Source organism: Nocardiopsis aegyptia (genome assembly GCF_013410755.1).
Classification (GTDB): Bacteria; Actinomycetota; Actinomycetes; order Streptosporangiales; family Streptosporangiaceae; genus Nocardiopsis; species Nocardiopsis aegyptia.
This window is the reverse complement of the sequence record NZ_JACCFS010000001.1, coordinates 1,319,695-1,343,241: the sequence shown is the minus strand read 5'-3', so window position 1 is coordinate 1,343,241 and position 23,547 is coordinate 1,319,695. Positions and strand designations below refer to the sequence as shown.

Sequence of the window (23,547 nt, the reverse complement as noted above, 5' to 3'; positions counted from 1 at the left end):
TTCCCCGTGGCCGGAGGGGGGTTCCTCAGGGCAGGAGCTTCAGGAGCTCGTCGGTGAAGTCCCCGGTGCCCGCGTCGCCGCCGAGGTCGCGCGTGCGCACACCGGAGGTGGCCAGGAGTTCCCGCACCGCCGCCATGACCTGCGCGCCCGCCTCGGGCCGGCCGAGGTGGTCGAGCATCATCGCCGCCGACCAGATCGCCCCCAGCGGGTTGGCCACGCCCTGGCCGGCGATGTCGGGGGCCGACCCGTGCACGGGTTCGAACATCGAGGGGTGGGCGCCCGTCGGGTCGAGGTTGGCCGAGGGCGCGATGCCGATGCTGCCGGCCACGGCCGCCGCGAGGTCGCTGAGGATGTCGCCGAACAGGTTCGAGCCGACGATGACGTCGAAGCGGGCCGGGTCGAGCACGATCTTGGCGGCCAGGGCGTCGATGTGCTCCTGGTCCCAGGTGACGCCCGGGTGGTCGGCGGCGCGTTCGGCGACCAGCTGGTCCCAGAACGGCATGGTGTGCACGATGCCGTTGGACTTGGTGGCCGAGGTCAGCCGGCCGCCGCGCCGTGCGGCCAGGTCGAAGGCGTAGTCGAGGATGCGCTCCACCCCCACCCTGGTGAACACGGTCTCCTGCACGGCCGTCTCCTCCGGGAAGCCGCGGTTGATCCGGCCGCCGATCTCGGAGTACTCGCCCTCGCTGTTCTCACGCACCACGACGAAGTCCACCTCGCCGGGCCGTGCGCGCGAGACCGGGCTGGGCACGCCCTCCAGGACGGTGATCGGGCGCAGGTTGACGTACTGGCGGAACGCCCGCCGGATGGGGATGAGCAGGCCCCACAGGGACACGTGGTCGGGCACACCGGGATAGCCCACGGCGCCGAGCAGGATCGCGTCGTGGTGGCGGATCCGGTCGAGGCCGTCCTCGGGCATCATGGCGCCGGTGGCCCGGTAGCGCTCGCACGACCAGTCGAGGTCGTCGTAGACGAGGGCGAACCCGTGGTGGGCGGCGACCCGGTCCAGGACGGCGCGGGCGGCGGGAAGGACCTCCGTGCCGATGCCGTCACCGGGGATCATCGCGACGCGGTACTGCTGCATGGGGACTCCGTTCGGGAAGCGGGTGGTGCGGGTCGGGGCGGCCCGGGGGCGGGCCGGGGTCAGGCGGGGGAGGCGGTCGCGCGCAGGAAGGCGTCCAGGTGCCGCGCGGTGGCCTCGGGGGCCTCCTCGGGCACGTAGTGGTCGCAGGGCAGGGCGTGGCCGCGCACGTCCGAGGCGTACTCCGCCCAGGCCGCGGGCACGTCGTAGTGGCGGCCCACGAAGCTGTGCTCGCCCCAGAGCAGCAGCACCGGGCAGTCGAGCCGGCGGCCGGCGTCGGCGCGGTCGTGTTCGAGGTCGATCGTGGCGGCGGCCCGGTAGTCCTCGCAGGAGGCGTGGATCGCCGCCGGGTCGGAGAAGCAGCGGACGTACTCGTCCACGGCCTCGGGAGCGAAGGCGGTCCCGCCGTGGTGGCGCCCGTTCATCCGGGTGCGCACCCAGAACTCCGGGTCGCGGCCGATGAGGTGCTCGGGGATGCCGTGGCCGGCGGTCAGGAAGAACCAGTGGTAGTAGCCCGTGGCGAACGCGGCGTCGGCGTGCTCGAAGGCGTAGCGGGTGGGCACGATGTCCAGGGCGGCGAACGCGGTGACCGCCTCGGGGTGGTCGAGCGCCAGGCGGTGTCCGACCCGGGCGCCGCGGTCGTGGCCCGCGACGGCGAACCGGTCGAAGCCCAGTTCGCGCATGACGAGGTACTGGTCGCGGGCCATCGCGCGCTTGGCGTAGGCGGCGTGGTCGGGTCCGGAGGCGGGCTTGCCGCTGTCCCCGTACCCCCGCAGGTCGGTGAGCACCACGGTGAACCCGGCGGCCAGCACCGGCGCCACGCGGTGCCAGATCAGGTGGGTCTGCGGGTAGCCGTGCAGCAGGAGGACGGGCGGCCCGTGCCCGGCGGTGCGCACGTGGACGGGCACGCCGTCGGCGTCGACGGTGCGGGTGGAGAACTCGGCGGGCAGAAGTCGGTTCATGCCCCGATACCAGCAGGCGGGCGGGCCCGGCGTCCAAGACCGGTCGGCGATCACGCTGATAGGCGCGGCCTATAAGGAGGCGTCTAGGCTGGCGGGATGGACGTCCGGCAGCTGGAGTACTTCCTGGCCGTGGTGGACCACGGCGGATTCAACCGTGCCTCCGCGGCCCTGTACGTGGCGCAGCCGTCGCTGTCGCAGTCGGTGCGCGCGTTGGAGCGCGACCTGGGCGCGGAGCTGTTCCACCGCATCGGGCGCAGGGTGGTGCTCACCGAGGCGGGGAACGCGCTGGTCGAACCGGCGCGGGAGGCGGTGCGCGGGCTGGACCTGGCCCGGGCCGCGGTGGAGTCCGTGCAGGGACTCCACCGCGGGCGGGTGGACGTCGCCGCCCTGCCCACGCAGGCGATCGAACCGCTGACCTCGATGGTGAGCGGGTTCGCCACACGGCATCCGCGGGTGTCGGTGGCGGTGCGGGCGGCGTTCTCCGTCCGCGACATCGTCGGGATGGTCCGGACGGGCGCCTGCGAGCTGGGGCTGGTGGCGACGTCGGGTCCGCTGGTCACGGCGGACGTGCGGGTGCACCCGGTCGTCCGTCAGCGGTTCGTGCTGCTGGCGCCGCCCGGGGGACCCTTCGCGCCGGGGGAGACCGTGGGCCGCGCGAGCCTGGAGGGCCGGCGGGTGATCGTGGGCCAGGAGGGATCGGGCATGCGCCGGTTCGTGGACGGGCTGCGGGAGGCGGGGGTGGGGTTCGAGATCGCGGTGGAGACCGAGCACCGGGTGTCGATCCTGCCCCTGGTGCTGGGCGGCGCTGGGGTCGCGGTCGTGACCGACGCCTGGCGCGGCCTCGCCGAGCGGGCGGGCGTGCTGGTGCTCGACATCGAACCGGCCGACGCGCTGGACGTGGCCCTGGTGAGCAGGCGGGGACCGCTCACCCCCGCGGCACGGGCCTTCCTGGACCACGCCGTCCCGCCGGAGCCCCCCGCCCCGTCGGCCCCAGGCGCTTCCCCCGACCCGTCGGCCACGCCCGGTCCGTTGTGAGGCGTCGGCCCCGTCGGCCTCGGCCGGCTCCTCTCGAGCCGCCCGCCACGTCCGCCCCTTCCGGGCCGTCGGCCGCGCCCGGTGCTTTCTGGGCCGCTGGGTCGCTGGGCCGTCCGCCGCTTCCGGGGCGTCCGGGGTCCCGCGCGCCCTTCACGGGCGGGGGCGATGTCGTGGGGGAGGCGTAGTCTTCGCACGCCGAAGCGTCCGAGCCCGGGAGACCCCATGAGCAGCGCACGTCCGCACGTGAGCGACCAGGAGCGCCGCACGCGCCTGGTCCGACGGCACCTGCTGGCGCCGGACACCCGGGCCGACCGGGTCGAGGAGGTCGCCGCGTCCCTGATCGGGCTGCACGCCACCGACCCGGCGTCGGTCTACCTCTCCGCACGGGCGCGCATGCGCGAGCCGAGCGTCGGCGCGGTCGAGCGGGCGCTCTACGACGACCGCAGTCTGCACCGGATGATGGCGATGCGTCGCACGATGTTCGTGGTCCCCGACCACCTGGCACAGGCCGTCCACGAGTCCACCGGACGCGCCATTGCGGCCAAGGAGCGCAGGGGAGCCCAGAAGTTCCTCCTGGACGGGCTCGGCTGGACGGCCGAGCGCTACGAAGCGGCCGAGGAGGCCGTGATCGCCGCCCTGCGCGAGCTGGGCGAGGCCACCGCCGCGGAACTCGGCGCGGCCGTTCCGGAGATCGCCGAGCGCGTCCACACCGACGCGGGCAAGCGCTACGCGTCCAGCCAGGCGGCCTCCGGACGCCTGCTGCGCACCCTCGCGGCCGAGCGCCGCATCCGGCGCGGGCGCCCGCGCGGGTCCTGGACGTCTTCGCAGTTCCGCTGGTCGGCGGCGCCCGAGGGCGAGGACACGCCGCGCCTGGACGAGGCGGCGGCCAAGGCCGAACTCGTCCTGCGCTACCTGGCCCGCTTCGGTCCGGCCACACTCGACGACATCAAGTGGTGGACGGGGTGGACCCTGACCGCCACCCGCCGCGCACTCGCCGACGCGGGCGCCCGGGAGGCCGACCTGGACGGCGCGACCGGCTACCTCGCCCCGAACGACGACGAGCGCGGGCCCGGCGCGGACGGGCCGGAAGCCCCCACGACCGCTCTGCTACCGTCCCTGGACCCCACGGCCATGGGCTGGCGCGGCCGGGACTTCTATCTGGAGCCGGACCACGTGCCCGCGCTCTTCGACCGCAACGGCAACATCGGCCCCACTGTTTGGTGGGACGGCCGCATTGTCGGCGCGTGGTCCCAGCGCAGGGACGGCGAGGTCGTGTGGCGTCTGCTGTCCGACATCGGCGCCGAGGGCCGGTCCGCCGTCGGTGCCGAGGCCGCCCGCCTGACGGCATGGCTCGGCGACACCCGCGTCACCCCCGCCTTCCGTACCCCGCTGGAACACGAGCTGCGCACGGGCTGACCGCGGCCGCTCCGCTCAGGCGGTCATGTCGAGTTGGGCGATGACCTTGGTCGGGCGGAGCCGTACGACCAGCTCGCCCGGGACGCCGTTGCGCTTGCCGAACTCCTCGGCCCGGTCCTCACCCATGTAGCGGGCGGCGATCACGGTCGCCGAGCGCAGCAGCTCGTCGGGGTCCTCCGACACCTCGGCCAGGCCCTGGACCTGGACGAACGCGAACGGCGGCTCCTCCAGGTCCACGCTCATCGCCAGGCGCGGGTCCCGCAGGATCGACCTGCCCTTGGCCGTGGCCCTCCCCGTGTTGAACACGATGGTGCCGTCCTCCACGACGAACCAGACCGGTGCCACGAGCGGGCGCCCGTCCGAGGCGGTGAAGGCGAGCTTGCCCGTGCGCGTGCCGAAGAGGAGGAAGTCGCGGACCTGGGGATCGGTGATGGAAGCCACCCGGTCATGCTAGCGCCGCGCCCCGTCCCCCTCCGGGCACGACACGGTGCCGGGGGGAGGCCCGAGCGAAGCCGAAGCGCACGATATCGGCATGATCCACGCGACAACGGCGTCCACAGGGGACGGTCCGACCGGAGAAGGGGTGCCATGGGCGAGGTCGTGCCGGACGACGGTACGTGGCGGATCAGCGCAGATGAGGGCGTCGCCCCTCTGAGCCCCGGCGGGTACGTCCTGGAGATCAAGGCGGACCCGGGTCAGGGATTCCGGTGGACACCATTTACCACCTGACCGTGGTCTGAGAACACGGCGGTCGTCGCACGGGCGCCGCTCGTCGCGGACGGTCAGACCTGGGACGGCACGCGCGCGTCCTCCCTCATCGGGCCGGAGAACACCGCCTCCACCGGCAGCCCCAGGGCGTCGCCGATCGCCGCCACGGGCTCCCCCGGCATCGCCTCCAGCACCGGCCGGGCCGCCATGAGCGCGGCGGTCACCCGCTCCTGGCGGGCCAGGTCCGGCACGGCCCGAGGAGCGATCGCCAACGGCGTGCCGGCGGCGCCCGTGTAGGCCGTGCACCAGAGAGGCCCGGTTCCGGTGGCCGCCCGGACCCGGCCCGGGGCGTCGGCGTGCGTGACCACCAGCGAGTCGACCCCGCCGGTGGCCGCGAGCGCGTACCGGTGCGCCACGAGGTCGAGGTGGCCGACTCGGAACGGCCCCTGCCAGGGGTGATTCCCGTTGTGCCGTTCCGGTAGGACCGCCCCGAGCACCGGGTCCTCGGTCACCAGGGGCCCGGCGCCGTGGCGCGTGGTGTAGGTGCGCACGACCCCGATCCGGCGCGCCTGACCGGGCCGGCCGGACTCGGCCAGCAGCGCCAGCGGATTGGCCGTGGTGGTCGTGGACCAGGTGGTGTAGGGGTGGAACCCGTGCCACTCGTCCAACAGCACGCCCTGGGCCCCCTCGAACACCACCGGGGCCGCGGCGAGCAGGTGCGCCAGGTGGTCCTCGTCCACCAGCCGCACCCGTTGGGCGAACGCCGCGTAGGCCGCCACGCACTCCTCCAGGTTCGGCGCCTCCTCGGCACCCTGCTTCCGGGAGCCTTCCTCCTCGGCGCCCGCCTGTCCCGGGTTCTCCTGCCAGGCACTCGCGTCGCGGGCGCCCGCCGCCTCGGCGAGGTGCTCGGCCAGCCGGCGCAGCTTGCGGCGCAGCCGTGCCGGATGCGCGCAGTCGCCCGCGGTCGGGGCGTCCTCGGGGTGGGCGAGGGCGTAGGCCATGGTCTCGCCCACCCCCATCCCGCACGAGCCGTGGCGGTCGGCGCCCCGGGCGAGCTCGCGGGCCCGGTTGGCCGCCTGGTGCCAGGGGGTGCTGATCAGCGCCCGCCGGTCCACGGTGACCAGGGCGAAGGGGTCGGGGACCCCGAGCGCCGACAGGTGCCGCGCCTCGGCGGCCAGCGCGAACGGGTCCACCACCGCGAACCGCGACAGGTAGGTGGGCACGGGTCCGTCCGGCGCTAGGGTGCCCGCCCCGAACTGCGCGAACGTGTGGTGCCGCCCGTCGGGTGCGACGACGTTGTGCGCGGCCTGGGCGCCGCCGTTCGCGCGCACGACGGCGCCGTAGCGCCGCCGTGCGCACAGCAGGTCGACGGTCACGCCCTTGCCCGCGTCGCCGAAGCCGAGGTCGACGACGATCGCGTGCTCGTCGGCCCAGCCGCCTGGTGCCCGGTTCACAGCCGGTTCACCCCGCCGCCGGTCCCGGTTCCGTCGGCCCCGCCGCCGTCGGCCGCGAGCCGGTCCAGGGCCGGCGCCACCACGACCGAGCCGCGCGAGGCGGCGATCGGCGCCAGGGCCTTGCCGACCGCGTCGCCGGCGTCGGAGCCCGCCTCGGCGAGGTCTTCGAGCCCTTCCTGGAGGTCGATGGCCTCCTCACCGAGGCCGACCGTGACGGCGATCGTCTCGCACACCGCGTCCAGGTCGTCCAGGTAGATGACGTTCTGTCCCATGTGGGTGTCCCAGAAGCCGCGCACCCGGTCGTCGTGGAAGTAGTGGCTGCCCGTCGGCATGACGAAGAAGACCTCGAACCGGCGGCGCAGCTCGGCCAGGATCACCGGGAACGGGATGTTCTCCCCGATGTCGTCGCCGATCACGTCGCGCACCTCCCGCGCCTTGACGGCGCCGTAGGCCATCTCGTCGCCGATGATGAAGAGGTAGCCCCGCCGTCCGCGCTTGTCGAGGCAGTCCATGGCCGTGTGCCGGGCCATGAAGTACATGGCCAGCTCGTAGGACTCGGTGGCCTGCCCGCCGCCACCGCCCTCCAGCAGGATGCGGTCCAGGTCGTCCTCCAGTTCGTTGCCGGACTCGAACTGGCCGACCTGGAGCGGGGCGCGGTCGCAGGTGGCGTCACCGATCCCGCCGAACAGGATCTGGGGGTCCGCCACGTAGCCCTTGCGCAGGAGCAGGCCGAACAGGTCCGGCAGCTTGGCCTGGAGGCCCCGGGGCACGCGGCCCATGGACCCGGTGACGTCGAACAGGACGGAGATGGCGAGGGAGTTCGGGTGGGCGTCGGAGTCGCGGCTCTCGCGGACGGTGACGCCGTGCGGGTCGAGCGACGGGTGGACCTTCCACTGGTCGCGGGGCAGGGACGAGGCGACGTTGTCGGTGTAGCCGAAACCGCTGGAGCCGACGGAGGCGTTGTAGGCCTGGCGGGCGTGGTAGGCGTCGGTGGACCAGTTGCTGCTGCCCATGGGGCTCTCCTTCTTCGGGGTGGTGGGGGCGCCGGGGCGGGGGCGCGTGGTGCGGGTGGTTCGGAAGTGCCGTACGGATCGGGTGTCGTGCGGATCGGGTGCCGTACGGCGGTTCAGGACGGCCGGGCCGCGTGCCCGGCGTCGCGCGGGGGAGCGGTCGGCATGTGGAAGGGCCGGAACCGGCGCGGTCCGAACTCCCTCTCCAGCGCCTCGTCCAGGTCACCCAGCAGGGCGAGCCCGTTGCCGGGACGCCGCTCGGGCGCGGGCAGGGAGCAGCCGCGTGCGAAGGCGCGCAGTCGCCGGGGCAGGCGGTCCCCGGTGAGGTACTCGACGCAGCGGGTCGCCATGTAGACGTCGGTCGCGGGCACCGCCGGCCGCCGGTCGGCCACCTCGGGCGGGTAGAGGTCCTTGCGGTGGGCGACCATCGCGGGAACGTGCGGAGCCGTGTGCGCGGCAGCGGAGGTCACCGAGTAGCACCAGTCCACGAGCACCAGGCCGTGCTGCTCCGGGTGGATCAGGACGTGTTCGGGCACGACCGCGCCGTGCACGACCCCGGCCGCGGCGGCGTTGCCGATGGCGACCAGGAGGCGCCGCCACATCCAGGCGGCGTCGCGCGGATCGACCCCGTCCGGGTGGGCACGGCGCACCGCGGCCAGGGAGTGGAAGCCGGACAGGCGCGTGAGCACGTTGGCGCGCCGTTCGACCCCGGTCCCGGCGTCGCGGTGGCGGATCGACTCCACGAGTTCGGGGACGAAGGCGCGGTAGCGCTCGTGGCCGCGCTCGCGGATGCGCGCGAGCGCGGTGGCCTCGGCCCGCATGAGGTCGTTGTCGTGCGGCGACCGGGGCAGCTTGAGTACCGCGTCCCGCCACCGGGCGTCCCGGCCCGAGCCGTCCTGGTAGCGGAGTCCGTGCAGGTCGGCCACGTCGCCGCGGGCCAGGGGGCCGCGTACGTGGTAGGTGTGCGCGCGGGTGACCAGGGTGGGGTCGCCGAAGCGCAGGTCGCCCGCGACCATGTCCTGGAAGTGGCCCCACAGCTCCGTCAGGCGGGTGAACGCCGTGGTCGCCTCGGCGGTGCGCGCCGGGGGCACGAGGTCGGGGTGGACGCGTCGGGCCAGCCGCCGGTACGCGGCGGTCGCGGCCGGGGGGACGGTACCGCCGGCCCGGACCGGCCCGAACAGGGCCTCGGGGTTCGCGGCCAGCGCGATGGAGCGCAGTGCCGCGTCGAATCGGCCGGTGTCGTGCGACGTGCTCATCGTGCCTTCCTGGGGATCGATCGGGGACGGGCGGGCGGGTGCCGGGGGCCGGGGCTAGGCGGGGGCGGACTGGGCGCCGCGCAGCAGCGGGGGGTGCAGGAACGCGGCACCGCCCGGCCGGTAGAGGCGGGCGCGGCGTCCGCCGCCGGAGCCGCCCCGGTCGGCGAGACGACCGGTGTCCTCGACGAACCCGGGGGTGGCGAGGATCTTGCGGTGGAAGTTGGCCCCGTGCAGCGGGCGCCCCCACACGGCCTCGTAGACCTCGCGCAGGGCGGTGATCGTGAACTCGGGGGGCAGGAAGGCGGTGGCCAGCGCCGTGTACTCCAGCTTGGAGCGGGCGCGTTCGACCGCGTCGGCGACGATGCGCGCGTGGTCGAAGGCGAGTTCGATCTCGGCGCGGCCGCCCCGATCGTCGTCACCGCCGCCGTGCCCGCCCCGATCTCGGCTGTCGCCGATGCCGTGGCCGAGCACGGACCACGGGATCCAGGCGGCCCGGTCGGCGTCGGTGTCGGGGTCGGGCAGGTCGGGCGCCAGGAGCACGTAGGCCACGGAGATCACCCGCATGCGCGGGTCGCGGTCGAGGGCGCCGTAGGTGCCGAGCTGTTCCAGGTGGAGCTCCGTGGGCAGCGGGGTCTTCTGCGACAGCACGCGCAGGGCGGCGTCGGGCAGGTCGGGGTCGGCGGGGCCGTCCGGTCCGTCCTGGGCCCGGACGAACCCGCCCGGCAGCGCCCACCAGCCGAGCTGCGGACGCGCCGTCCGGCGCATCAGCAGCACGTGGGGGACACCGGCGCGGATGGTGAGGGCGGCGACGTCCACGGTGACCGCGGCGGGTGCGTAGGCGCCGGGGTCGTAGGCGTCCAGGAAGCGGCGTTCGCCGTCGTCCTGCCGTGGTGTCCGCTCGCCGGTCACGTGGCCCTCCGGTTGTTCTCAGAGTGAGTTTTTCTCTTGCTGAGATCAACCTAGCACCGCGGGCGGATTCCGTCCATCCCCTTGTCGTGTGGCTCGGGCGGCTCGGCCGTCGGAGCGCAGGAGGTACCAGGCCATGGCGGCGCACCAGCCCAGGCCGGTGGTGAGGCCGATCCGCTGCCACAGGCCGTGGAACGCCCCCGTGTCGGCGAGCGCGAGCGCGACGGCGATCGTGGCCGGTGTCGCCAAGGCGGTGGCCGCGCAGTACCACGCCCACGGGCGTCCGCGGGGCTCGGCGGCCAGGCGTCCGGCCATGATCGCGGCGGCGGCGCAGAGGGCGAGGTGGAAGGGCACGACGTTGGCGCCGTGGATCGCTCCGGCCGCCGTCCGGGCACCGTCCGGGTCCACCGGGAACGCGCCCCCGACGATCGCGCACACACCGACGACCGCGGTCAGGGACGGGACGGCGAGCGCGCCACGGCCCGAGGGCATCGCGCGCCGCAGTCCGACGGAGAAGGCGAGGATCGCCAGGCCGGTGAGAACGAAGTTCGCGGTCTGGATCCACCCGCGTGGGCCGAGGGCCAGTTCGCTGCCGAAGCGGTGCAGCGGCTCGTAGTCGGGGCGCAACGCGCCCTCGGCCAGGATCACCACCACGAACAGCGGGACGGCGAAACCGCAGGCCAGAAGGGTCCGAGTGGAAGGGAAGGGGGTCATGGTCGCATGGCTCCTTAGCAGTGCTAAATCCTTAGCACTGCTAAGGTACCTTAGCGATGCTAAGCTCCGCCCGGTGGGTCAGAGGGGAGGTGGGCCGTGGACCGGCGGACGATCGTCGAGGCCGCGCTGTCACTGCTCGACGAGGTCGGGCTCGACCGGCTGACCGTGCGGCGCCTCGCCGAACGCCTGGACGTGAAGTCGCCCGCGCTCTACTGGCACTTCCGGAACAAGCAAGAGCTCCTGGACCGGCTCGCCGAGCACCTGCGGGTACCGCACAGTCCGCCCGAACCGGGCGAGGACTGGCGGGCCTGGATCGCGCGCCGGGCGCGGGAACAGCGCGCACTCCTGCTGGAACACCGCGACGCGGCCCGCGTCGTCGCGGGAGCCCGGACCGGACCGGCGGCACTCGCGACCATCGACGCCGACCTCGCCGTCCTGGTCGGTTTCGGCTTCACCCCGGCCCGCGCCCTGCGCGCCGGCGCCCTGCTCGACCACTACGTGCTCGGCTCCGCACTCCAGCGGCAGGCCGACCACCGGCGCCATGCCGACGAGGGCGCCATGCCCCCCGAGCTCATGTCCGAGGAACAGCGCACCGTCCTCACCGAAGGCGTCCCGACCCTCGCCGCCGCACTGCGGGAGGGCGGCGACCCCGACGGCGACGACGCCTTCGAGGAGGGACTTGGCATGATCACCGACGGCATCGCGCCGCCGCCCCGGCCCGGCACTCCCGCCCCGGCGCCCTGAACGCACGCACCTCCGGACACGCCCGGGGCGGCGGGCGGCGGGCGTCGGCGGGCGCCGCTAGCATGGTGCGAACGAACGTTCGAGAGAGGTGGCGCAGGTGCGCGTGGTGGGGATCGACCCAGGGCTCACTCGGTGCGGTGTCGGCGCCGTCGAAGGCGCCATCGGCCGTCCGTTGACCCTGCTCGGGGCCGACGCCGTCCGGACCAGCCCCGACGACGACCTCCCCCAGCGGCTCGTGGCCATCGAACGCGGCATCGACGCCTGGCTCGACCTCCACCGGCCCGACGCCGTCGCCGTCGAGCGCGTCTTCGCCCAGCACAACCTGAGCACGGTCATGGGCACCGCCCAGGCCAGCGGCATCGCCCTGGTCTGCGCCGCCCGGCGCGGGCTTCCCGTCGCCCTGCACACGCCCAGTGAGGCCAAGGCCGCCATCACCGGCAGCGGCCGCGCCGACAAGGCGCAGGTCGGGCACATGGTCGCGCGTATCCTCAGACTCGACTCTCCCCCCAAGCCCGCCGATGCGGCCGACGCCGTCGCCCTCGCCGTCTGCCACATCTGGCGCGGCGGCGCCCAGGCCCGCGTGGCCCAGGCACAGCAGGACTTCGCCCGCAAGGTGGAGCTGGCCCGCCAGGCGCGGGGCCGGTGACACCCGCCCCCAGGAAGGAGGCGGGCACCCCCTCGGGTGCCCCCACGACATGATCGCGTTCCTCACCGGCCGGGTGGCCGCACGCGGCGCAGGCACCGCCGTGATCGACGTCGGCGGGGTCGGCATGACCGTCCAGTGCACCCCCTCCGCCCTGTCGCGCCTGCGCGTGGGCGAGACCGGCACCGTCGCCACCAGCCTCGTCGTCCGGGAGGAGTCCCTGACGCTCTTCGGGTTCGCCGACGACGAGGAGAAGCACATGTTCGAGCAGGTCCAGACGGCCTCCGGCGTCGGGCCCCGGCTGGCACTGGCCATGGTGTCGGTGCACAGCCCGGCCGGCCTGCGCCACGCGGTGGCCACCGAGGACACCGCGGCGCTGACCCGGGTGCCCGGGATCGGCAAGAAGGGCGCCCAGCGCATCGTGCTGGAGCTGGCCGGGAAACTGGAGGGCCCGATCCTCACCGACGGCACCCTGCCCGGCACGGCCGAACCCGCCCCCGCCCCCGACGACGCCTGGCGCGGGAAGGTGGTCTCCGGCCTGGTCAACCTCGGCTGGTCGGCCAAGGACGCGGAGACCGCGGCCTCCGCGGTGGCGGCCGAGGCGGAGGACACCGCCGACGTCGCCGTCCTGCTGCGCAGCGCCCTGCGCAGGCTCAGCCGCGCCTGAGGCGCGCATGGCGGACACCCGCCCTAGGGTGTGCGCGGCACCCACCGAACAGTCCCAGCAAGGAGACCGGCCCCCATGGAACCCACGGACGAGCCGTCGGCCTACGAGCGCGACGCCGTCTCACCCGACGCGCACGGTGACGAGCGGCAGCTGGAGGGCGCCCTGCGCCCCCGGGCGCTGACCGAGTTCGTCGGGCAGGAACGCGTCCGCGAACAGCTCTCCCTGGTCCTGCACAGCGCCCAGCGGCGGGGCCGCGCCCCCGACCACATCCTGATGTCCGGCGGGCCCGGGCTGGGCAAGACCACGCTGGCCATGATCATCGCCGGTGAACTCGGCGCGCCCCTGCGCATCACCTCCGGGCCGGCCATCGAGCGCTCCGGCGACCTGGCCGCCGTGCTCTCCACCCTCCAGGAGGGCGAGGTCCTGTTCCTGGACGAGATCCACCGGATGGCCCGCCCCGCCGAGGAGATGCTCTACGTCGCCATGGAGGACTTCCGGGTCGACGTGGTGGTCGGCAAGGGGCCCGGCGCGACGGCGATCCCCATCGAGATCGCCCCCTTCACCCTGGTCGGCGCCACCACCCGGGCGGGGATGCTGCCCGCGCCGCTGCGCGACCGCTTCGGCTTCACCGCCCACATGGACTTCTACCGGCCCGACGAGCTGGAACTGATCCTGCACCGCTCGGCCGGACTGCTCGGCGCGCCCATCGAGGACGACGCCGCCCGCGAGATCGCCGGCCGCTCCCGCGGTACGCCCCGGATCGCCAACCGGCTGCTGCGCCGCGTGCGCGACTACGCCGAGGTGCGCGGCGACGGCCGGCTCACGCTGGAGACCGCGCGGGCCGCGCTGCGCCTCTACGAGGTCGACGAACTGGGCATGGACCGGCTCGACCGCGCCATCCTCGACGTCCTCCTGCGCCGCTTCCGCGGCGGGCCGGTCGGACTGTCCACGCTGGCGGTGTCGGTGGGGGAGGAGGCGGAGACCGTGGAGGTCGTGGCCGAGCCCTTCCTCGTCCGCTCCGGCTTCCTGGCCCGCACCCCGCGCGGGCGCGTGGCCACCCCGCAGGCGTGGGCGCACATGGGGCTGACCCCGCCGCCGGACGCCGCCTTCGGCGCGGCCGCCGACGTGAACGGCTCCGGGGCGAACGGTTCCGGCGGGAACGGCACCGGTGGCCAGGGCACCGCGCGGCCCTGACCGGCGATCGTTAACACACCGATCTCCGCCGGTGGGCCGACGGTGACCCGCGCCACGTAAGCTTGGTCCACCAGCCGACGCGGGGCCCCGCCCCGCGCACCCCGCGGATGTCTCTACGGCACACGCGGAACGTGTCGGGCCCGTCGAACGTTACAGGTGACGGGTGCGACCCGGGATGAAACCGGGTGGCATGCTCAAGGTGGTCGACGCGGTGTCCGAACCCGGATCCGTCGGCCACACGACGAAACGTCAGGAAGGACGCCCCCGTGCAGGGCATTTACCATCTCGCCGCCGCAGGAGAGCCCACGGGCGGGCTGCTCTCCATGATCCTGCCGTTCCTGCTCATCCTGCTGGTCTTCTGGCTGCTGTTCTGGCGGCCGAACCAGAAGCGCCGCCAGCAGGAGAACCAGATGCAGTCGGCCCTCGTGCCCGGCGTCGAGGTCATGACCAAGGCGGGCATCTTCGCCACCGTCGTCGAGATCCACGACACCGACGTGGTGCTGGAGATCTCCCCGGGTACCCGTATCCGGATGCTCAAGGCCGGCATCGGCGAGGTCATCACTCCGGCCGCCGACGACACTCCGGTGGAGGACCGCCCCGACTTCGGCGACGACGACAAGCCGCAGAGCTGATCCCGCCCGGTCCCCCTCGGGGACCGTGCCCGGAGGAGCGGCCGCGTCCGCCCTCCGACGGCCCACAGACTTCGGTACCGGTCCCCGCGCGGGGGCCGGTACCGCCGTGTGGGGCCCACCCGCACCCGAATCCCACCGCAGAGGTCCCGCATGTCCACCGACACCGCCGACGCCGTACCGGACCTGGAGCTCATCCAGTCCCGCATCCGCGACGTGGCCGACTTCCCCGCACCCGGCATCCTGTTCAAGGACATCACGCCGCTGCTCAACGACCGGCACGCGCTCGCCGCGACCGTGTCCGCGCTGGCCGCGCCCTTCCGTGACACCGGGGTCGACCACGTCATCGGACTGGAGGCGCGCGGGTTCATCTTCGGCGCCCCCGTCGCCCTGGAACTGGGCGCGGGCTTCGTCCCGGCGCGCAAAGCCGGGAAACTGCCCTCGCGGACCATCGGCCAGGCCTATGATCTGGAGTACGGGACCGCGACCGTCGAGATCCACGCCGACGCGCTCCACCCCGGCAGCCGTGTGCTCATCGTCGACGACGTCCTCGCGACCGGTGGCACCGGCAGGGCCGCGGTGGAACTCGTCCGCAGAGCGGGTGGTACGGTCGTGGGATTCTCCGTCCTGATGGAACTCGCCGCGCTCCAGGGACGCGAGAAGCTGCCCGACGTGGAGCCGCACTGCCTCCTCTCGGTCTGAACCGACGATCCGCGTTCCACCCTCTCCGTACCCGACGGGAATGGGAGAGGGCCCGCCATCGTTGATCTACTCCTACACTGGGGGTCACACCCCAGGTGATACGTGTCACACAGGGTCACGTGGGAGACGTCGGACCGCGACCAGCAGACGGGGATCGCCTCCCGCGACCGCGGGGGCGGTCCGTGGGGGAGACACCGCGGCGGCCACGTCGGAGACTGGCCCTTGACGACACGCACGTGTACCGGTGGAACCGGGCGACGCCTTCGACGTCGAAGACGCCCGCGCGACCGGACGGACCGCGGGAGGTAGGCATGCCCAACGAAGTGGTTTCGACCGGGGCCGTATCGGCGAGCGGACCGCGGCCGGACGCCTCCGGGGCCCGGCGCCCGGACGCGCCGGGAGGGCAGGCCGACGGGACCCGTGCGCCCGCGCGAACCGACGAGACACGTGTGTCGGCGAGCGAAAGACCACAGGGGGACCGCCCGGAGGGCGCCGCGACGGATGCGGCGCCCTCCGACGTCTCCGGGGCGGGGACCCCGGGGCGCCCGGCGTCCACCCCTTCCACCACGCCCTCCACAGTGCGGGTCCGCAGGCGACTCGCCCGACTCGGCGCCCAGCGGGGAGTAACGATGAACCCGGTGCTCGAACCACTGATCAAGACCGTGCGCGCCACCCATCCGAAGGTGGACGTGCGGCTGATCGAGCGCGCCTACGAGGTCGCCGCGCACCACCACCGCGAGCAGAAGCGCAAGAGCGGCGACCCCTACATCACCCACCCGCTGGCCGTGGCGACCATCCTCGCCGAACTGGGCATGCAGGAGGCCACCCTGGCCGCCGCCCTGCTGCACGACACCGTCGAGGACACCGAGTACTCGCTGGACGAGCTGCGGTCCGACTTCGGCGACGAGATCGCCGAGCTCGTCGACGGTGTGACCAAGCTGGACAAGGTCAAGTACGGCGAGGCCACCCAGGCCGAGACCGTCCGCAAGATGGTCGTGGCCATGGCCCGCGACATCCGCGTCCTGGTCATCAAGCTGTGCGACCGCCTGCACAACATGCGGACCCTGCGCTACCTCCCGTCGAAGGCCAAACGGGAGAAGAAGGCCCGCGAGACGCTGGAGATCTTCGCCCCGCTCGCCCACCGGCTGGGCATGAACACCATCAAGTGGGAGCTGGAGGACCTGGCCTTCGCCACCCTCTACCCCAAGCGCTTCGACGAGATCGCCCGCCTGGTGTCCGAGCGCGCCCCGCGCCGCGACGTCTACCTCCAGGAGGTCATCGAGGCGGTCTCGGCGGACCTGCGCGAGTCCAAGCTCAAGGCGACCGTGCGCGGGCGGCCCAAGCACTACTACTCGATCTACCAGAAGATGATCGCCCGCAACTGCGGCTTCGACGAGATCTACGACCTCATCGCGGTACGGGTCCTGGTGGACAGCGTCCGCGACTGCTACGCGGCCCTGGGAACCATCCACGCGCGGTGGAACCCCGTGCCGGGGCGGTTCAAGGACTACATCGCGATGCCCAAGTTCAACATGTACCAGTCGTTGCACACGACGGTCATCGGTCCCTCGGGCAACCCGGTCGAGCTGCAGATCCGCACCCGCGCCATGCACCGCCGCGCCGAGTACGGCATCGCGGCGCACTGGAAGTACAAGGAGGACCGCACCGGCGCCTCCGAGCCCAAGGCCAAGGGCACCACCGACATGCAGTGGTTGCGCCAGCTCATCGACTGGCAGCAGGAGACCAAGGACCCGGGCGAGTTCCTGGAGTCGCTGCGCTTCGACCTGTCGGTGCAGGAGGTGTTCGTCTTCACCCCGCAGGGCGACGTCATCTCGCTGCCCCAGGGCGCCACCGCCGTGGACTTCGCCTACGCCGTGCACACGGAGGTCGGCCACCGCACGGTCGGCGCGCGCATCAACGGCCGCCTGGTGCCGCTGGAGAACGAGCTGCACAACGGCGAGGCCGTGGAGATCCTCACCTCCAAGGACCCCGACGCCGGGCCCAGCCGCGACTGGCTGAACTTCGTCAAGAGCGCCCGCGCCCGCAACAAGATCCGGCACTGGTTCACCAAGGAGCGCCGCGAGGCCGCGATCGAGCAGGGCAAGGACGAGATCGCCAAGGTCATGCGCAAGCAGGAGCTCCCCGTCAAGCGCATGTTCAGCGGCGAGGCGCTCATCGCCCTGGCCAGCGACCTGCGCTATCCGGACGTGGACTCGCTGTACGCGGCGGTGGGCGAGCACCAGGTGAGCGCGCAGAACGTGGTGTCCAAGCTCGTGGACTCCATGGGCGGGCTGGAGAGCCACACCGAGGACATCGCCGAGTCCGCGCTGCCCGGCAGGACGGCGGTCCGCCGGACCAAGACCGGCAACCCGGGCGTGGTGGTCGAGGGCGACGCCGACGTGTGGGTGCGCCTGTCCAAATGCTGTACCCCCGTGCCCGGCGACGACATCGTCGGCTTCGTCACCCGCGGCAACGGGGTGTCCGTGCACCGCGCGGACTGCGTGAACGCCAAGACCCTGGACACCGAGCGCATGGTGGCGGTGCAGTGGCGGCCCACCGAGGACTCGATGTTCCTGGTGGCGCTCCAGGTGGAGGCGCTGGACCGCTCCCGGCTGCTGTCCGACATCACCCGGGTGCTCTCCGACCAGCACGTGAACATCCTGTCCGCGACCGTGCAGACCAGCCGCGACCGCGTCGCGCAGAGCCGGTTCACCTTCGAGATGGCCGACCCCGCGCACCTGGGGAGCGTGCTGCGCGCGGTGCGCGGCGTCGACGGCGTCTACGACGTCTACCGCGTCCGCAACTGAGGACGCCGCCCCCGGCCCCCGAGGGGGCGCCGGAGGGCGGCGCGGTTCGCGACCCGGGGGCCGCTCAGATCCGGATCGTGGTGGAGCGCACGATCGCGAACACCGGGTGCGCGGCGGCCTCGTCCACGAACGCCTCGTCCGGTGCCTCCGGCGGGGTGTCGAAGTACGGTCCCACCACGGCCGCCCTCGGGTGCTGCAGGTACTCCCTCAGCAGCGGCGCCGCCTCCTCGTGCTCCAGCTCCCGGACGCTGATGAGCTCGATCCAGCCGCCCTGGCGCAGGGTGGCGAACCCGTCCTTGCGCAGGTTGCGCACCCAGTCCACCTCCCCGTACGGGGCGACGAGGCAGCGGCCGCGCTCGCTGTCCAGGACGCTGATCGGGACGGTGCGCAGGAACCCGGACCTGCGCCCGCGCGTGGTGAGCAGGTGCATCTCGGGCGGGCACGCCCCGTACTTGACGAAGTTGCTGATGACGGCATTGGCCGTACGCCGCAACCGCGTCATCTCGAACCGCTTCGCCGGCTCGTTGACCATCTCGGCAACCCTCTCGATCGGATGCCTCCCATTTTGACATCCTCCCCTCCCTGAAGAGACGGGGATTCCAGCCGGCTCCAGCTCAAGGCGAGATGGCGTTGCTGGGGTTCACGGACACTCGCAGGCTTCGCCTGGTCATCCCTCCGGCACCGGCTGAATGCCGGGGACGGCTGTTACCGCCCTGTCCTGCCGCGACGTTATTGGAAGCGTTCAAGTCTGCGTTGCAGGTGAATCCGCAGTTGGAGCAGACGAACCTCGCTTGGCTCTTGCGAGAGTTCTTATCGATCCAATGGCAGTCGCTGCAACGCAGGCTGGTGTAGGCGGTCGGGACGTCCTCGACCCGGCCGGGGGCCTTGTCCTCGGTACGCTGGCGGAGGAGTCCCCACCCCTGAGCGAGGATCGCGCGGTTCAAACCGGTTTTCTGGGAGACCTGTTTCCCCGGTTCGTCAACGGTTCCCCTAGCGGAGCGGGTCATGTGTTTGATGTGCAGCTTCTCGAACCTGATGGTGTCGAAGGACCGAGCGAGCATGGTGGAGGTCTTCTCGCACCAGTCCTTGCACCGGTTGGCCTCCTTCGCCTTCAGCCGTGCTGCTTCGGTGTGTTCCGCCTTGCACAGGAGGCTGCCCTTCCCGGTGCGGGAGGCACGCCGCTGGGGCTTGCGGAGCTTGGCGCGCTCCTTCACCGACAAATGCGGGCAGTTGAGAACCCGCCCGTCGGACAAGGCGGCGGTGATGGCTACCCCGCGGTCGATCCCAACGGTCTCGCCGTTGCCGGGGGCATCGACCGGGTCTGGGATGACAGCGAACGCCACGTGCCACTTTCCAGCCCGGTAGGTGACGCGGAACGATTTGGCGTCCGGCAGGCCGGGTCGGGTGTTGCGGAACTTTACCCATCCGCACCCGGGCACTTTGACCTGCGCCCACTTCTTGTTGAGCTTCTGGACGAGGACCTGCCGGGCGTGCACCTGCCTGCCCTTGGCGTTCAACACCGGCTCGCCCGAGGTGTCGAACACCGGGACGCGTCCGGTACCGATGACGCGGAACCCCTCGTTACGGTACTTCTTACGCCGTTGGGGGCAGCCGCGCGAACCGCCAAGAAAGGCCGCCAACGCCTGGTCGAAGTCCTAGAGCGCCTGCTGTTGTATGTCGGCGTTGCCGGAGGACACCCACGCGAAGTAGTCGGCTTCCTCTGCACTCATGTCGTCGGTGGGGGTGCGGCGCACCTGGGTGAGCATCGCGCACATACCCGCCCAACGTACTGGCTTGGCGGTGCGGGCCCCGCCCTTGCGGTAGGTGCGGTTGACCTCCCACGCCAGGTTCCAGGTATGCCGCGCCTGCGCGCAGTGACCGAGCATCACCACCAACTGTGCGTGCGTGGGGTGCAACCTGAACCTGAACCTGGGCATGCCATCATTTTACCATCATTATGGGCTCTATGTAGCCTACTTTCGGGTTGACGCGGGGTTACCTTGGGCCCATGAAGCAGATCACGCTACGGCTGCCCGAAGAACTGCACGCCGCACTCAAACACCTCGCTCAGGAGGAGGACCGGTCGCTGCATGCCCAGGTGCTCCGCATCCTCCGACAGGCCACCGACGATTCGGTTCAGAGTTCGAGAGGGCGCGATTCACACGCTGACTGAATGTCGGGCAGCCTCGCGCGAAAATCGGTGGAGGGTGGCGGCGGGCCACCGCACCCCGGTATACCCGCGCGGGGCGCGGGCCCCGGTCACCGGAAGGCGGAGAGGCCGGTCACGGCCTGGCCGATGCTCAGGGCGTGGATCTCCTCGGTGCCCTCGTAGGTGGCGACCGTCTCCAGGTTCACCATGTGCCGCATCACCGGGTACTCCAGGGTGATGCCGTTGGCGCCGTGCACGGAGCGGGCGGCGGCGGCCACCCGCTGGGCGGCGGCCACGCAGGAGAACTTGCCGAAGCTCACGTGGTTGTGGTGGCACTCGCCGGCGTCCTTGAGCCGGCCGATCCGCAGCGCCGTCATGTTCGCGTGGTTGACGTCCACGACCATGTCGGCCAGCTTGCGCTGTGTGAGCTGGAAGCCCGCGATCGGCCGCCCGAACTGCTCACGGGTGAGCCCGTACTCCAGGGCCGCCTCGTAGCAGGCGCGCGCGGCTCCGGCCACGCCCCACACGATGCCGTAGCGGGCCTCGTTCAGGCAGGACAGGGGCGAGCCCAGGCCCTTGGACAGCGGCAGCACCGCGTCGCCGGGCAGCCGCACGTCCTCCAGCACCAGCTCGGCGGTGATCGAGGCGCGCAGGGACAGCTTCCTGTGGATGACGTTGGCGGAGAAGCCGGGGGCGTCGGTGGGGACCACGAACCCGCGGATGCCGTCGTCGGTGGCGGCCCACACCACGGCCACGTCGGCGACCGAGCCGTTGGTGATCCACATCTTGGTGCCGTTGAGCACCCAGTCGGAGCCGTCGCGGCGGGCGCGGGTGCGCATGGAGCCGGGGTCGGAACCGGAGTCGGGCTCGGTCAGGCCGAAGCAGCCGATCGCGTCGCCGGCGGCCATGCGCGGCAGCCACTCCCGCTTGTGCTCCTCGGAGCCGTACTTGTGGAGGGCGGCCATGGCCAGGGAGCCCTGCACGGACACGAAGCTGCGCAGCCCGGAGTCGACCGCCTCCAGCTCGCGGCAGGCCAGCCCGTAGGCGACCGCGCTGGAGCCGCCGCAGCCGTAGCCCTCCAGGTGCATGCCCAGCACCCCGAGGTCGCCGAAGGCCTTGGCGAGGCCGCGCGGGTCGGGCAGCGTCCCGGCCTCGAACCAGTCCGCCACGTTCGGCAGCAGCTCGCGGGTGGCGAAGCCGCGCACGGCGTCGCGGACGTCGCGTTCGGTGTCGGACAGCGTGGCGTCCACGGCCAGGAAGTCGCGCGGGTCCGGGGCGGAGGGCCGGCGCTGGGAGTAGCTCATCGGTGGGTGTCCCTTCGTGGTGCGGTCGGCCCGGCGGGCCGGTGGTCGGTGCCGTGGGCGGCGGCGGGTCGGATCGGGCGGTTCACACGTCCGCCTGTTGGACGGTGCCGCGCTTGACCATGGCGTCGATGCGCTCGGTGCTCACCCCGAGCTCGGCCAGGAGCCGTCGGGAGTGCTGCCCCAGCAGGGGCGGCGCGGTCAGCGGCGGGGGAGAGCCCTCCAGCCGGAAGCCGGCGCGGACCTGTTGCAGCAGACCGGCGGTGGGGTGCTCCACGGTGCGCAGGACGTCGTCGCCGCCCGCGTCGGCGGTGCGGAGGGCGTCGAGCACGCCGCGCACGCGGCCCACCGGGACGCCCGCGTCCACGAGAACGGTCATCCAGTGGTCGGCGCCGCGCGAGCGCAGGGTGTCGGTCAGCGCGCCGACCAGTTCCTCGCGGTGGGCGACGCGCCCCCGGTTGGTCGCGTAGCGGGGGTCGGCGGCCAGGTCGTCGCGGCCGATCGCGGCGCACAGCCGACGGTAGAGCGCGTCGTTGCCGGCGGCGACGACGATGTCGGCGTCGGCGGTCGGGAAGACCTGATAGGGCACGATCGTGGTGTGCGCGTTGCCCATCCGGGCCGGCTCCTCGCCCGTGACCAGGGCCTGCTGGGTGAGGTTGACCAGGCCCGACAGGGTCGAGTTGATGAGGGACACGCTGACGTCCTCGCCCACACCGGTGGCCCGGGCCCGCATGAGGGCGCCCAGGATGCCCACGGCGGCGTTGAGTCCGGTGAGGACGTCGGTCAGGGCCACGCCGACCTTGCTCGCCGGGCCCTCCGCCGGGCCGGTGGTGGCCATCAGCCCGCTCTCGGCCTGAACGACGATGTCGAACCCCGGCCGGCCGCTGGGCTCGTGCTCCGGCCCGAACCCGCTCACCGAGCAGTACACGACCGCCGGATTGCGGGCCCGGACGGCCGCGTAGCCCAGGCCGAGCCGCTCGGCGACCCCGGGCCGGAAGTTCTGCACGACCACGTCGCAGGAGGCGCACAGGTCCTGGACGGCGGCGAGGCCGTCGGGGTCCTTCAGGTCCACCGCGAGGCTGCGCTTGTTGCGGTTCACCGACAGGAAGTAGGCGGACTCCCCGGGGTGCTCGTCCGCGGAGCCGGGCGCGTCGGCCGTGGTGGTCGGGTCGGTGGTGCCGGTGGCGTCCTCGGCCCGGACCGCCCACGGCGGCCCCCAGGCGCGGGTGTCGTCGCCCCGTCCGGGCTGCTCGACCTTGATCACCTCCGCGCCCATGTCGGCGAGGAGCATCGTGGCGTAGGGGCCCGCCAGGACCCGGGACAGGTCGGCCACGCGTACCCCCGCCAGGGGCAGCGGCGCGGTGCTGGATGGGGTGTCGGTCACGGGCGTGGTCACTCCTTGCCGTCGGGGTCGCCGGGCAGCTGGTCGCCGTCCCGCATCTGGTAGTAGGTCTCCAGGCAGCGGCGCAGGGCGGTGGTCAGCGCGGCACCGGACTGGCCCGCGTACCTCGTCTGTACCCGCTGCACGATCTCGGCGATGTCCTCGGTGACCGAGGCGCCCTCGACCAGGGCCCGGAAGAAGTCCTTGGCCAGGTCGGTCAGGAGGGTGGTGTCCGCGGCGACGATCCGGCCGTCGGAGCTGTCGACCGCGAGGACGACGCCGAGCCGCTGGTACTGGGAGTGGCTCGCCACCGAGTCGGGCAGACGGGCGTAGCCGGAGATCAGGACGACTCTGGGGTCGCGGAACAACTGCTGAATTCGGTCGTCGCCGTGCAACGGACTCACCTCTCGCTCGCGGGCAGGCATGCGAAAACTCCAACGCTCTGGAGTCTCGCGCCTGGAGGGCGGCCGGGGGAACCGGACACCCGCGGCGTGAGGGCAGGCAGTGGGCTCAGTATGGCGCAGCGGGTCCGCGGAGTGTCAAGCGGGGGGGTGTCGCGGGCCACACCCGGACACGGGGTTGACCGTCCGCGACGCTGTGCTAGCCTCCTGAGCAGGTCACGAGTACCAGCGCTAAGCCCCGGCTAGCTGGTCGGCAACCCTCCATCCGCGGTGGGGTGCCCCGGGTGAGGACCAGGTCCCGACACGACCGTGTCAGACAAGCGCGGACCCCTGAGGCGTTGCCGTTTCCGGCACCCCTGTGGGTCCCACGACCCACAGAAGAGGTGC

At 72.8% G+C, this 23,547-nt stretch carries 25 protein-coding genes and 1 riboswitch; of the genes, 11 read left to right on the top strand and 14 right to left on the bottom strand.

The window, feature by feature from the left end; translation table 11 throughout:
• Positions 1–25: 25 nt before the first annotated feature.
• The gene (locus HNR10_RS06180) at positions 26–1,084 is read right to left on the bottom strand and encodes a tartrate dehydrogenase (RefSeq protein ID WP_179821558.1); all 1,059 of its coding nucleotides are present in this window, start codon (positions 1,082–1,084) and stop codon (positions 26–28) included.
• Between the two features lie 59 nt (positions 1,085–1,143).
• Positions 1,144–2,043, bottom strand: a complete 900-nt coding sequence (locus tag HNR10_RS06175) for an alpha/beta fold hydrolase (RefSeq protein WP_179821557.1) — start codon at positions 2,041–2,043, stop codon at positions 1,144–1,146.
• A gap of 96 nt (positions 2,044–2,139) precedes the next feature.
• Between HNR10_RS06175 and HNR10_RS06170 the strand changes: the two genes are divergently transcribed.
• Both HNR10_RS06170 and HNR10_RS06165 read left to right on the top strand, forming a co-directional pair.
• Entirely contained in the window at positions 2,140–3,078 is a 939-nt protein-coding gene (locus HNR10_RS06170; protein WP_179821556.1) for a LysR family transcriptional regulator, read from the top strand.
• Positions 3,079–3,300: 222 nt separating this feature from the next.
• Complete coding sequence (locus HNR10_RS06165) at positions 3,301–4,494, top strand: winged helix DNA-binding domain-containing protein (RefSeq protein ID WP_179821554.1); 1,194 nt, start codon at positions 3,301–3,303, stop codon at positions 4,492–4,494.
• 15 nt (positions 4,495–4,509) lie between these two features.
• Here the strand turns inward: HNR10_RS06165 and HNR10_RS06160 are convergent, their stop codons facing one another.
• Positions 4,510–4,935 carry a PPOX class F420-dependent oxidoreductase gene (locus HNR10_RS06160; RefSeq protein WP_179821553.1) on the bottom strand — a complete coding sequence of 142 codons (426 nt, stop codon included), beginning with the start codon at positions 4,933–4,935 and terminating at the stop codon, positions 4,510–4,512.
• Between the two features lie 147 nt (positions 4,936–5,082).
• Here HNR10_RS06160 and HNR10_RS06155 point away from each other — a divergent pair, with 147 nt between their 5' ends.
• Complete coding sequence (locus tag HNR10_RS06155; protein ID WP_179819768.1) at positions 5,083–5,223, top strand: hypothetical protein; 141 nt, start codon at positions 5,083–5,085, stop codon at positions 5,221–5,223.
• Between the two features lie 53 nt (positions 5,224–5,276).
• Here HNR10_RS06155 and HNR10_RS06150 read toward each other — a convergent pair whose 3' ends face one another.
• From HNR10_RS06150 to HNR10_RS06130, 5 genes are all read right to left on the bottom strand, one after another.
• The gene (locus HNR10_RS06150; protein ID WP_179821551.1) at positions 5,277–6,656 is read right to left on the bottom strand and encodes an adenylosuccinate synthetase; all 1,380 of its coding nucleotides are present in this window, start codon (positions 6,654–6,656) and stop codon (positions 5,277–5,279) included.
• Positions 6,653–7,669: a hypothetical protein gene (locus HNR10_RS06145; protein ID WP_179821549.1), complete on the bottom strand. Its 1,017-nt coding sequence runs from the start codon at positions 7,667–7,669 to the stop codon at positions 6,653–6,655. Before HNR10_RS06145 ends, HNR10_RS06150 begins: the two co-directional genes overlap by 4 nt.
• A 113-nt stretch (positions 7,670–7,782) precedes the next feature.
• The gene (locus HNR10_RS06140) at positions 7,783–8,922 is read right to left on the bottom strand and encodes a J domain-containing protein (protein WP_179821547.1); all 1,140 of its coding nucleotides are present in this window, start codon (positions 8,920–8,922) and stop codon (positions 7,783–7,785) included.
• 54 nt (positions 8,923–8,976) lie between these two features.
• Positions 8,977–9,831, bottom strand: coding sequence for an NUDIX hydrolase (locus tag HNR10_RS06135; protein WP_179821546.1), 855 nt, complete (start codon positions 9,829–9,831; stop codon positions 8,977–8,979).
• A gap of 45 nt (positions 9,832–9,876) precedes the next feature.
• A complete protein-coding gene (locus tag HNR10_RS06130; protein WP_179821544.1) occupies positions 9,877–10,542 on the bottom strand; it encodes a DUF998 domain-containing protein in 666 nt (221 codons plus the stop codon).
• A 96-nt stretch (positions 10,543–10,638) separates the two neighbouring features.
• On the opposite strand from HNR10_RS06130, the gene HNR10_RS06125 reads away from it, so the two are divergent.
• The 7 genes from HNR10_RS06125 to HNR10_RS06095 all read left to right on the top strand — a co-directional run bounded on the left by HNR10_RS06125 (position 10,639) and on the right by HNR10_RS06095 (position 17,928).
• The gene (locus HNR10_RS06125) at positions 10,639–11,286 is read left to right on the top strand and encodes a TetR/AcrR family transcriptional regulator C-terminal domain-containing protein (protein ID WP_179821542.1); all 648 of its coding nucleotides are present in this window, start codon (positions 10,639–10,641) and stop codon (positions 11,284–11,286) included.
• Positions 11,287–11,383: 97 nt separating this feature from the next.
• Positions 11,384–11,932 (top strand): crossover junction endodeoxyribonuclease RuvC, encoded by a 549-nt coding sequence (gene ruvC, locus HNR10_RS06120; RefSeq protein WP_179821540.1) that lies wholly within the window; start codon positions 11,384–11,386, stop codon positions 11,930–11,932.
• A 49-nt stretch (positions 11,933–11,981) separates the two neighbouring features.
• Positions 11,982–12,596, top strand: a complete 615-nt coding sequence (ruvA, locus tag HNR10_RS06115; RefSeq protein WP_179821538.1) for a Holliday junction branch migration protein RuvA — start codon at positions 11,982–11,984, stop codon at positions 12,594–12,596.
• 75 nt (positions 12,597–12,671) lie between these two features.
• Positions 12,672–13,790, top strand: a complete 1,119-nt coding sequence (ruvB, locus tag HNR10_RS06110) for a Holliday junction branch migration DNA helicase RuvB (protein WP_179821537.1) — start codon at positions 12,672–12,674, stop codon at positions 13,788–13,790.
• 266 nt (positions 13,791–14,056) lie between these two features.
• Positions 14,057–14,422 (top strand): preprotein translocase subunit YajC, encoded by a 366-nt coding sequence (yajC, locus tag HNR10_RS06105; RefSeq protein WP_179821535.1) that lies wholly within the window; start codon positions 14,057–14,059, stop codon positions 14,420–14,422.
• A gap of 150 nt (positions 14,423–14,572) precedes the next feature.
• Positions 14,573–15,121: an adenine phosphoribosyltransferase gene (locus tag HNR10_RS06100; protein ID WP_179821533.1), complete on the top strand. Its 549-nt coding sequence runs from the start codon at positions 14,573–14,575 to the stop codon at positions 15,119–15,121.
• Positions 15,122–15,750: 629 nt separating this feature from the next.
• Complete coding sequence (locus tag HNR10_RS06095) at positions 15,751–17,928, top strand: RelA/SpoT family protein (RefSeq protein WP_179821531.1); 2,178 nt, start codon at positions 15,751–15,753, stop codon at positions 17,926–17,928.
• A gap of 64 nt (positions 17,929–17,992) precedes the next feature.
• Here HNR10_RS06095 and HNR10_RS06090 read toward each other — a convergent pair whose 3' ends face one another.
• The 3 genes from HNR10_RS06090 to HNR10_RS31100 all read right to left on the bottom strand — a co-directional run bounded on the left by HNR10_RS06090 (position 17,993) and on the right by HNR10_RS31100 (position 19,865).
• The gene (locus HNR10_RS06090; RefSeq protein WP_179821529.1) at positions 17,993–18,460 is read right to left on the bottom strand and encodes a nitroreductase/quinone reductase family protein; all 468 of its coding nucleotides are present in this window, start codon (positions 18,458–18,460) and stop codon (positions 17,993–17,995) included.
• 82 nt (positions 18,461–18,542) lie between these two features.
• Positions 18,543–19,472, bottom strand: coding sequence for an RNA-guided endonuclease InsQ/TnpB family protein (locus HNR10_RS06085; RefSeq protein WP_312889133.1), 930 nt, complete (start codon positions 19,470–19,472; stop codon positions 18,543–18,545).
• A 111-nt stretch (positions 19,473–19,583) separates the two neighbouring features.
• Positions 19,584–19,865, bottom strand: a complete 282-nt coding sequence (locus tag HNR10_RS31100) for a hypothetical protein (RefSeq protein ID WP_246406079.1) — start codon at positions 19,863–19,865, stop codon at positions 19,584–19,586.
• A gap of 71 nt (positions 19,866–19,936) precedes the next feature.
• Between HNR10_RS31100 and HNR10_RS06080 the strand changes: the two genes are divergently transcribed.
• Entirely contained in the window at positions 19,937–20,101 is a 165-nt protein-coding gene (locus HNR10_RS06080) for a FitA-like ribbon-helix-helix domain-containing protein (RefSeq protein ID WP_179821527.1), read from the top strand.
• Positions 20,102–20,187: 86 nt separating this feature from the next.
• Here HNR10_RS06080 and HNR10_RS06075 read toward each other — a convergent pair whose 3' ends face one another.
• The 3 genes from HNR10_RS06075 to HNR10_RS06065 all read right to left on the bottom strand — a co-directional run bounded on the left by HNR10_RS06075 (position 20,188) and on the right by HNR10_RS06065 (position 23,154).
• A complete protein-coding gene (locus tag HNR10_RS06075) occupies positions 20,188–21,381 on the bottom strand; it encodes an acyl-CoA dehydrogenase family protein (protein ID WP_179821525.1) in 1,194 nt (397 codons plus the stop codon).
• An 82-nt stretch (positions 21,382–21,463) separates the two neighbouring features.
• On the bottom strand, positions 21,464–22,762 hold the full coding sequence (locus HNR10_RS06070) for a CaiB/BaiF CoA transferase family protein (protein ID WP_376769736.1): 1,299 nt from the start codon (positions 22,760–22,762) through the stop codon (positions 21,464–21,466).
• Positions 22,763–22,770: 8 nt separating this feature from the next.
• Positions 22,771–23,154 (bottom strand): DUF3870 domain-containing protein, encoded by a 384-nt coding sequence (locus tag HNR10_RS06065; RefSeq protein ID WP_179829563.1) that lies wholly within the window; start codon positions 23,152–23,154, stop codon positions 22,771–22,773.
• A gap of 220 nt (positions 23,155–23,374) precedes the next feature.
• Positions 23,375–23,489: riboswitch (SAM riboswitch) on the top strand.
• The last annotated feature ends 58 nt before the right edge of the window (positions 23,490–23,547 follow it).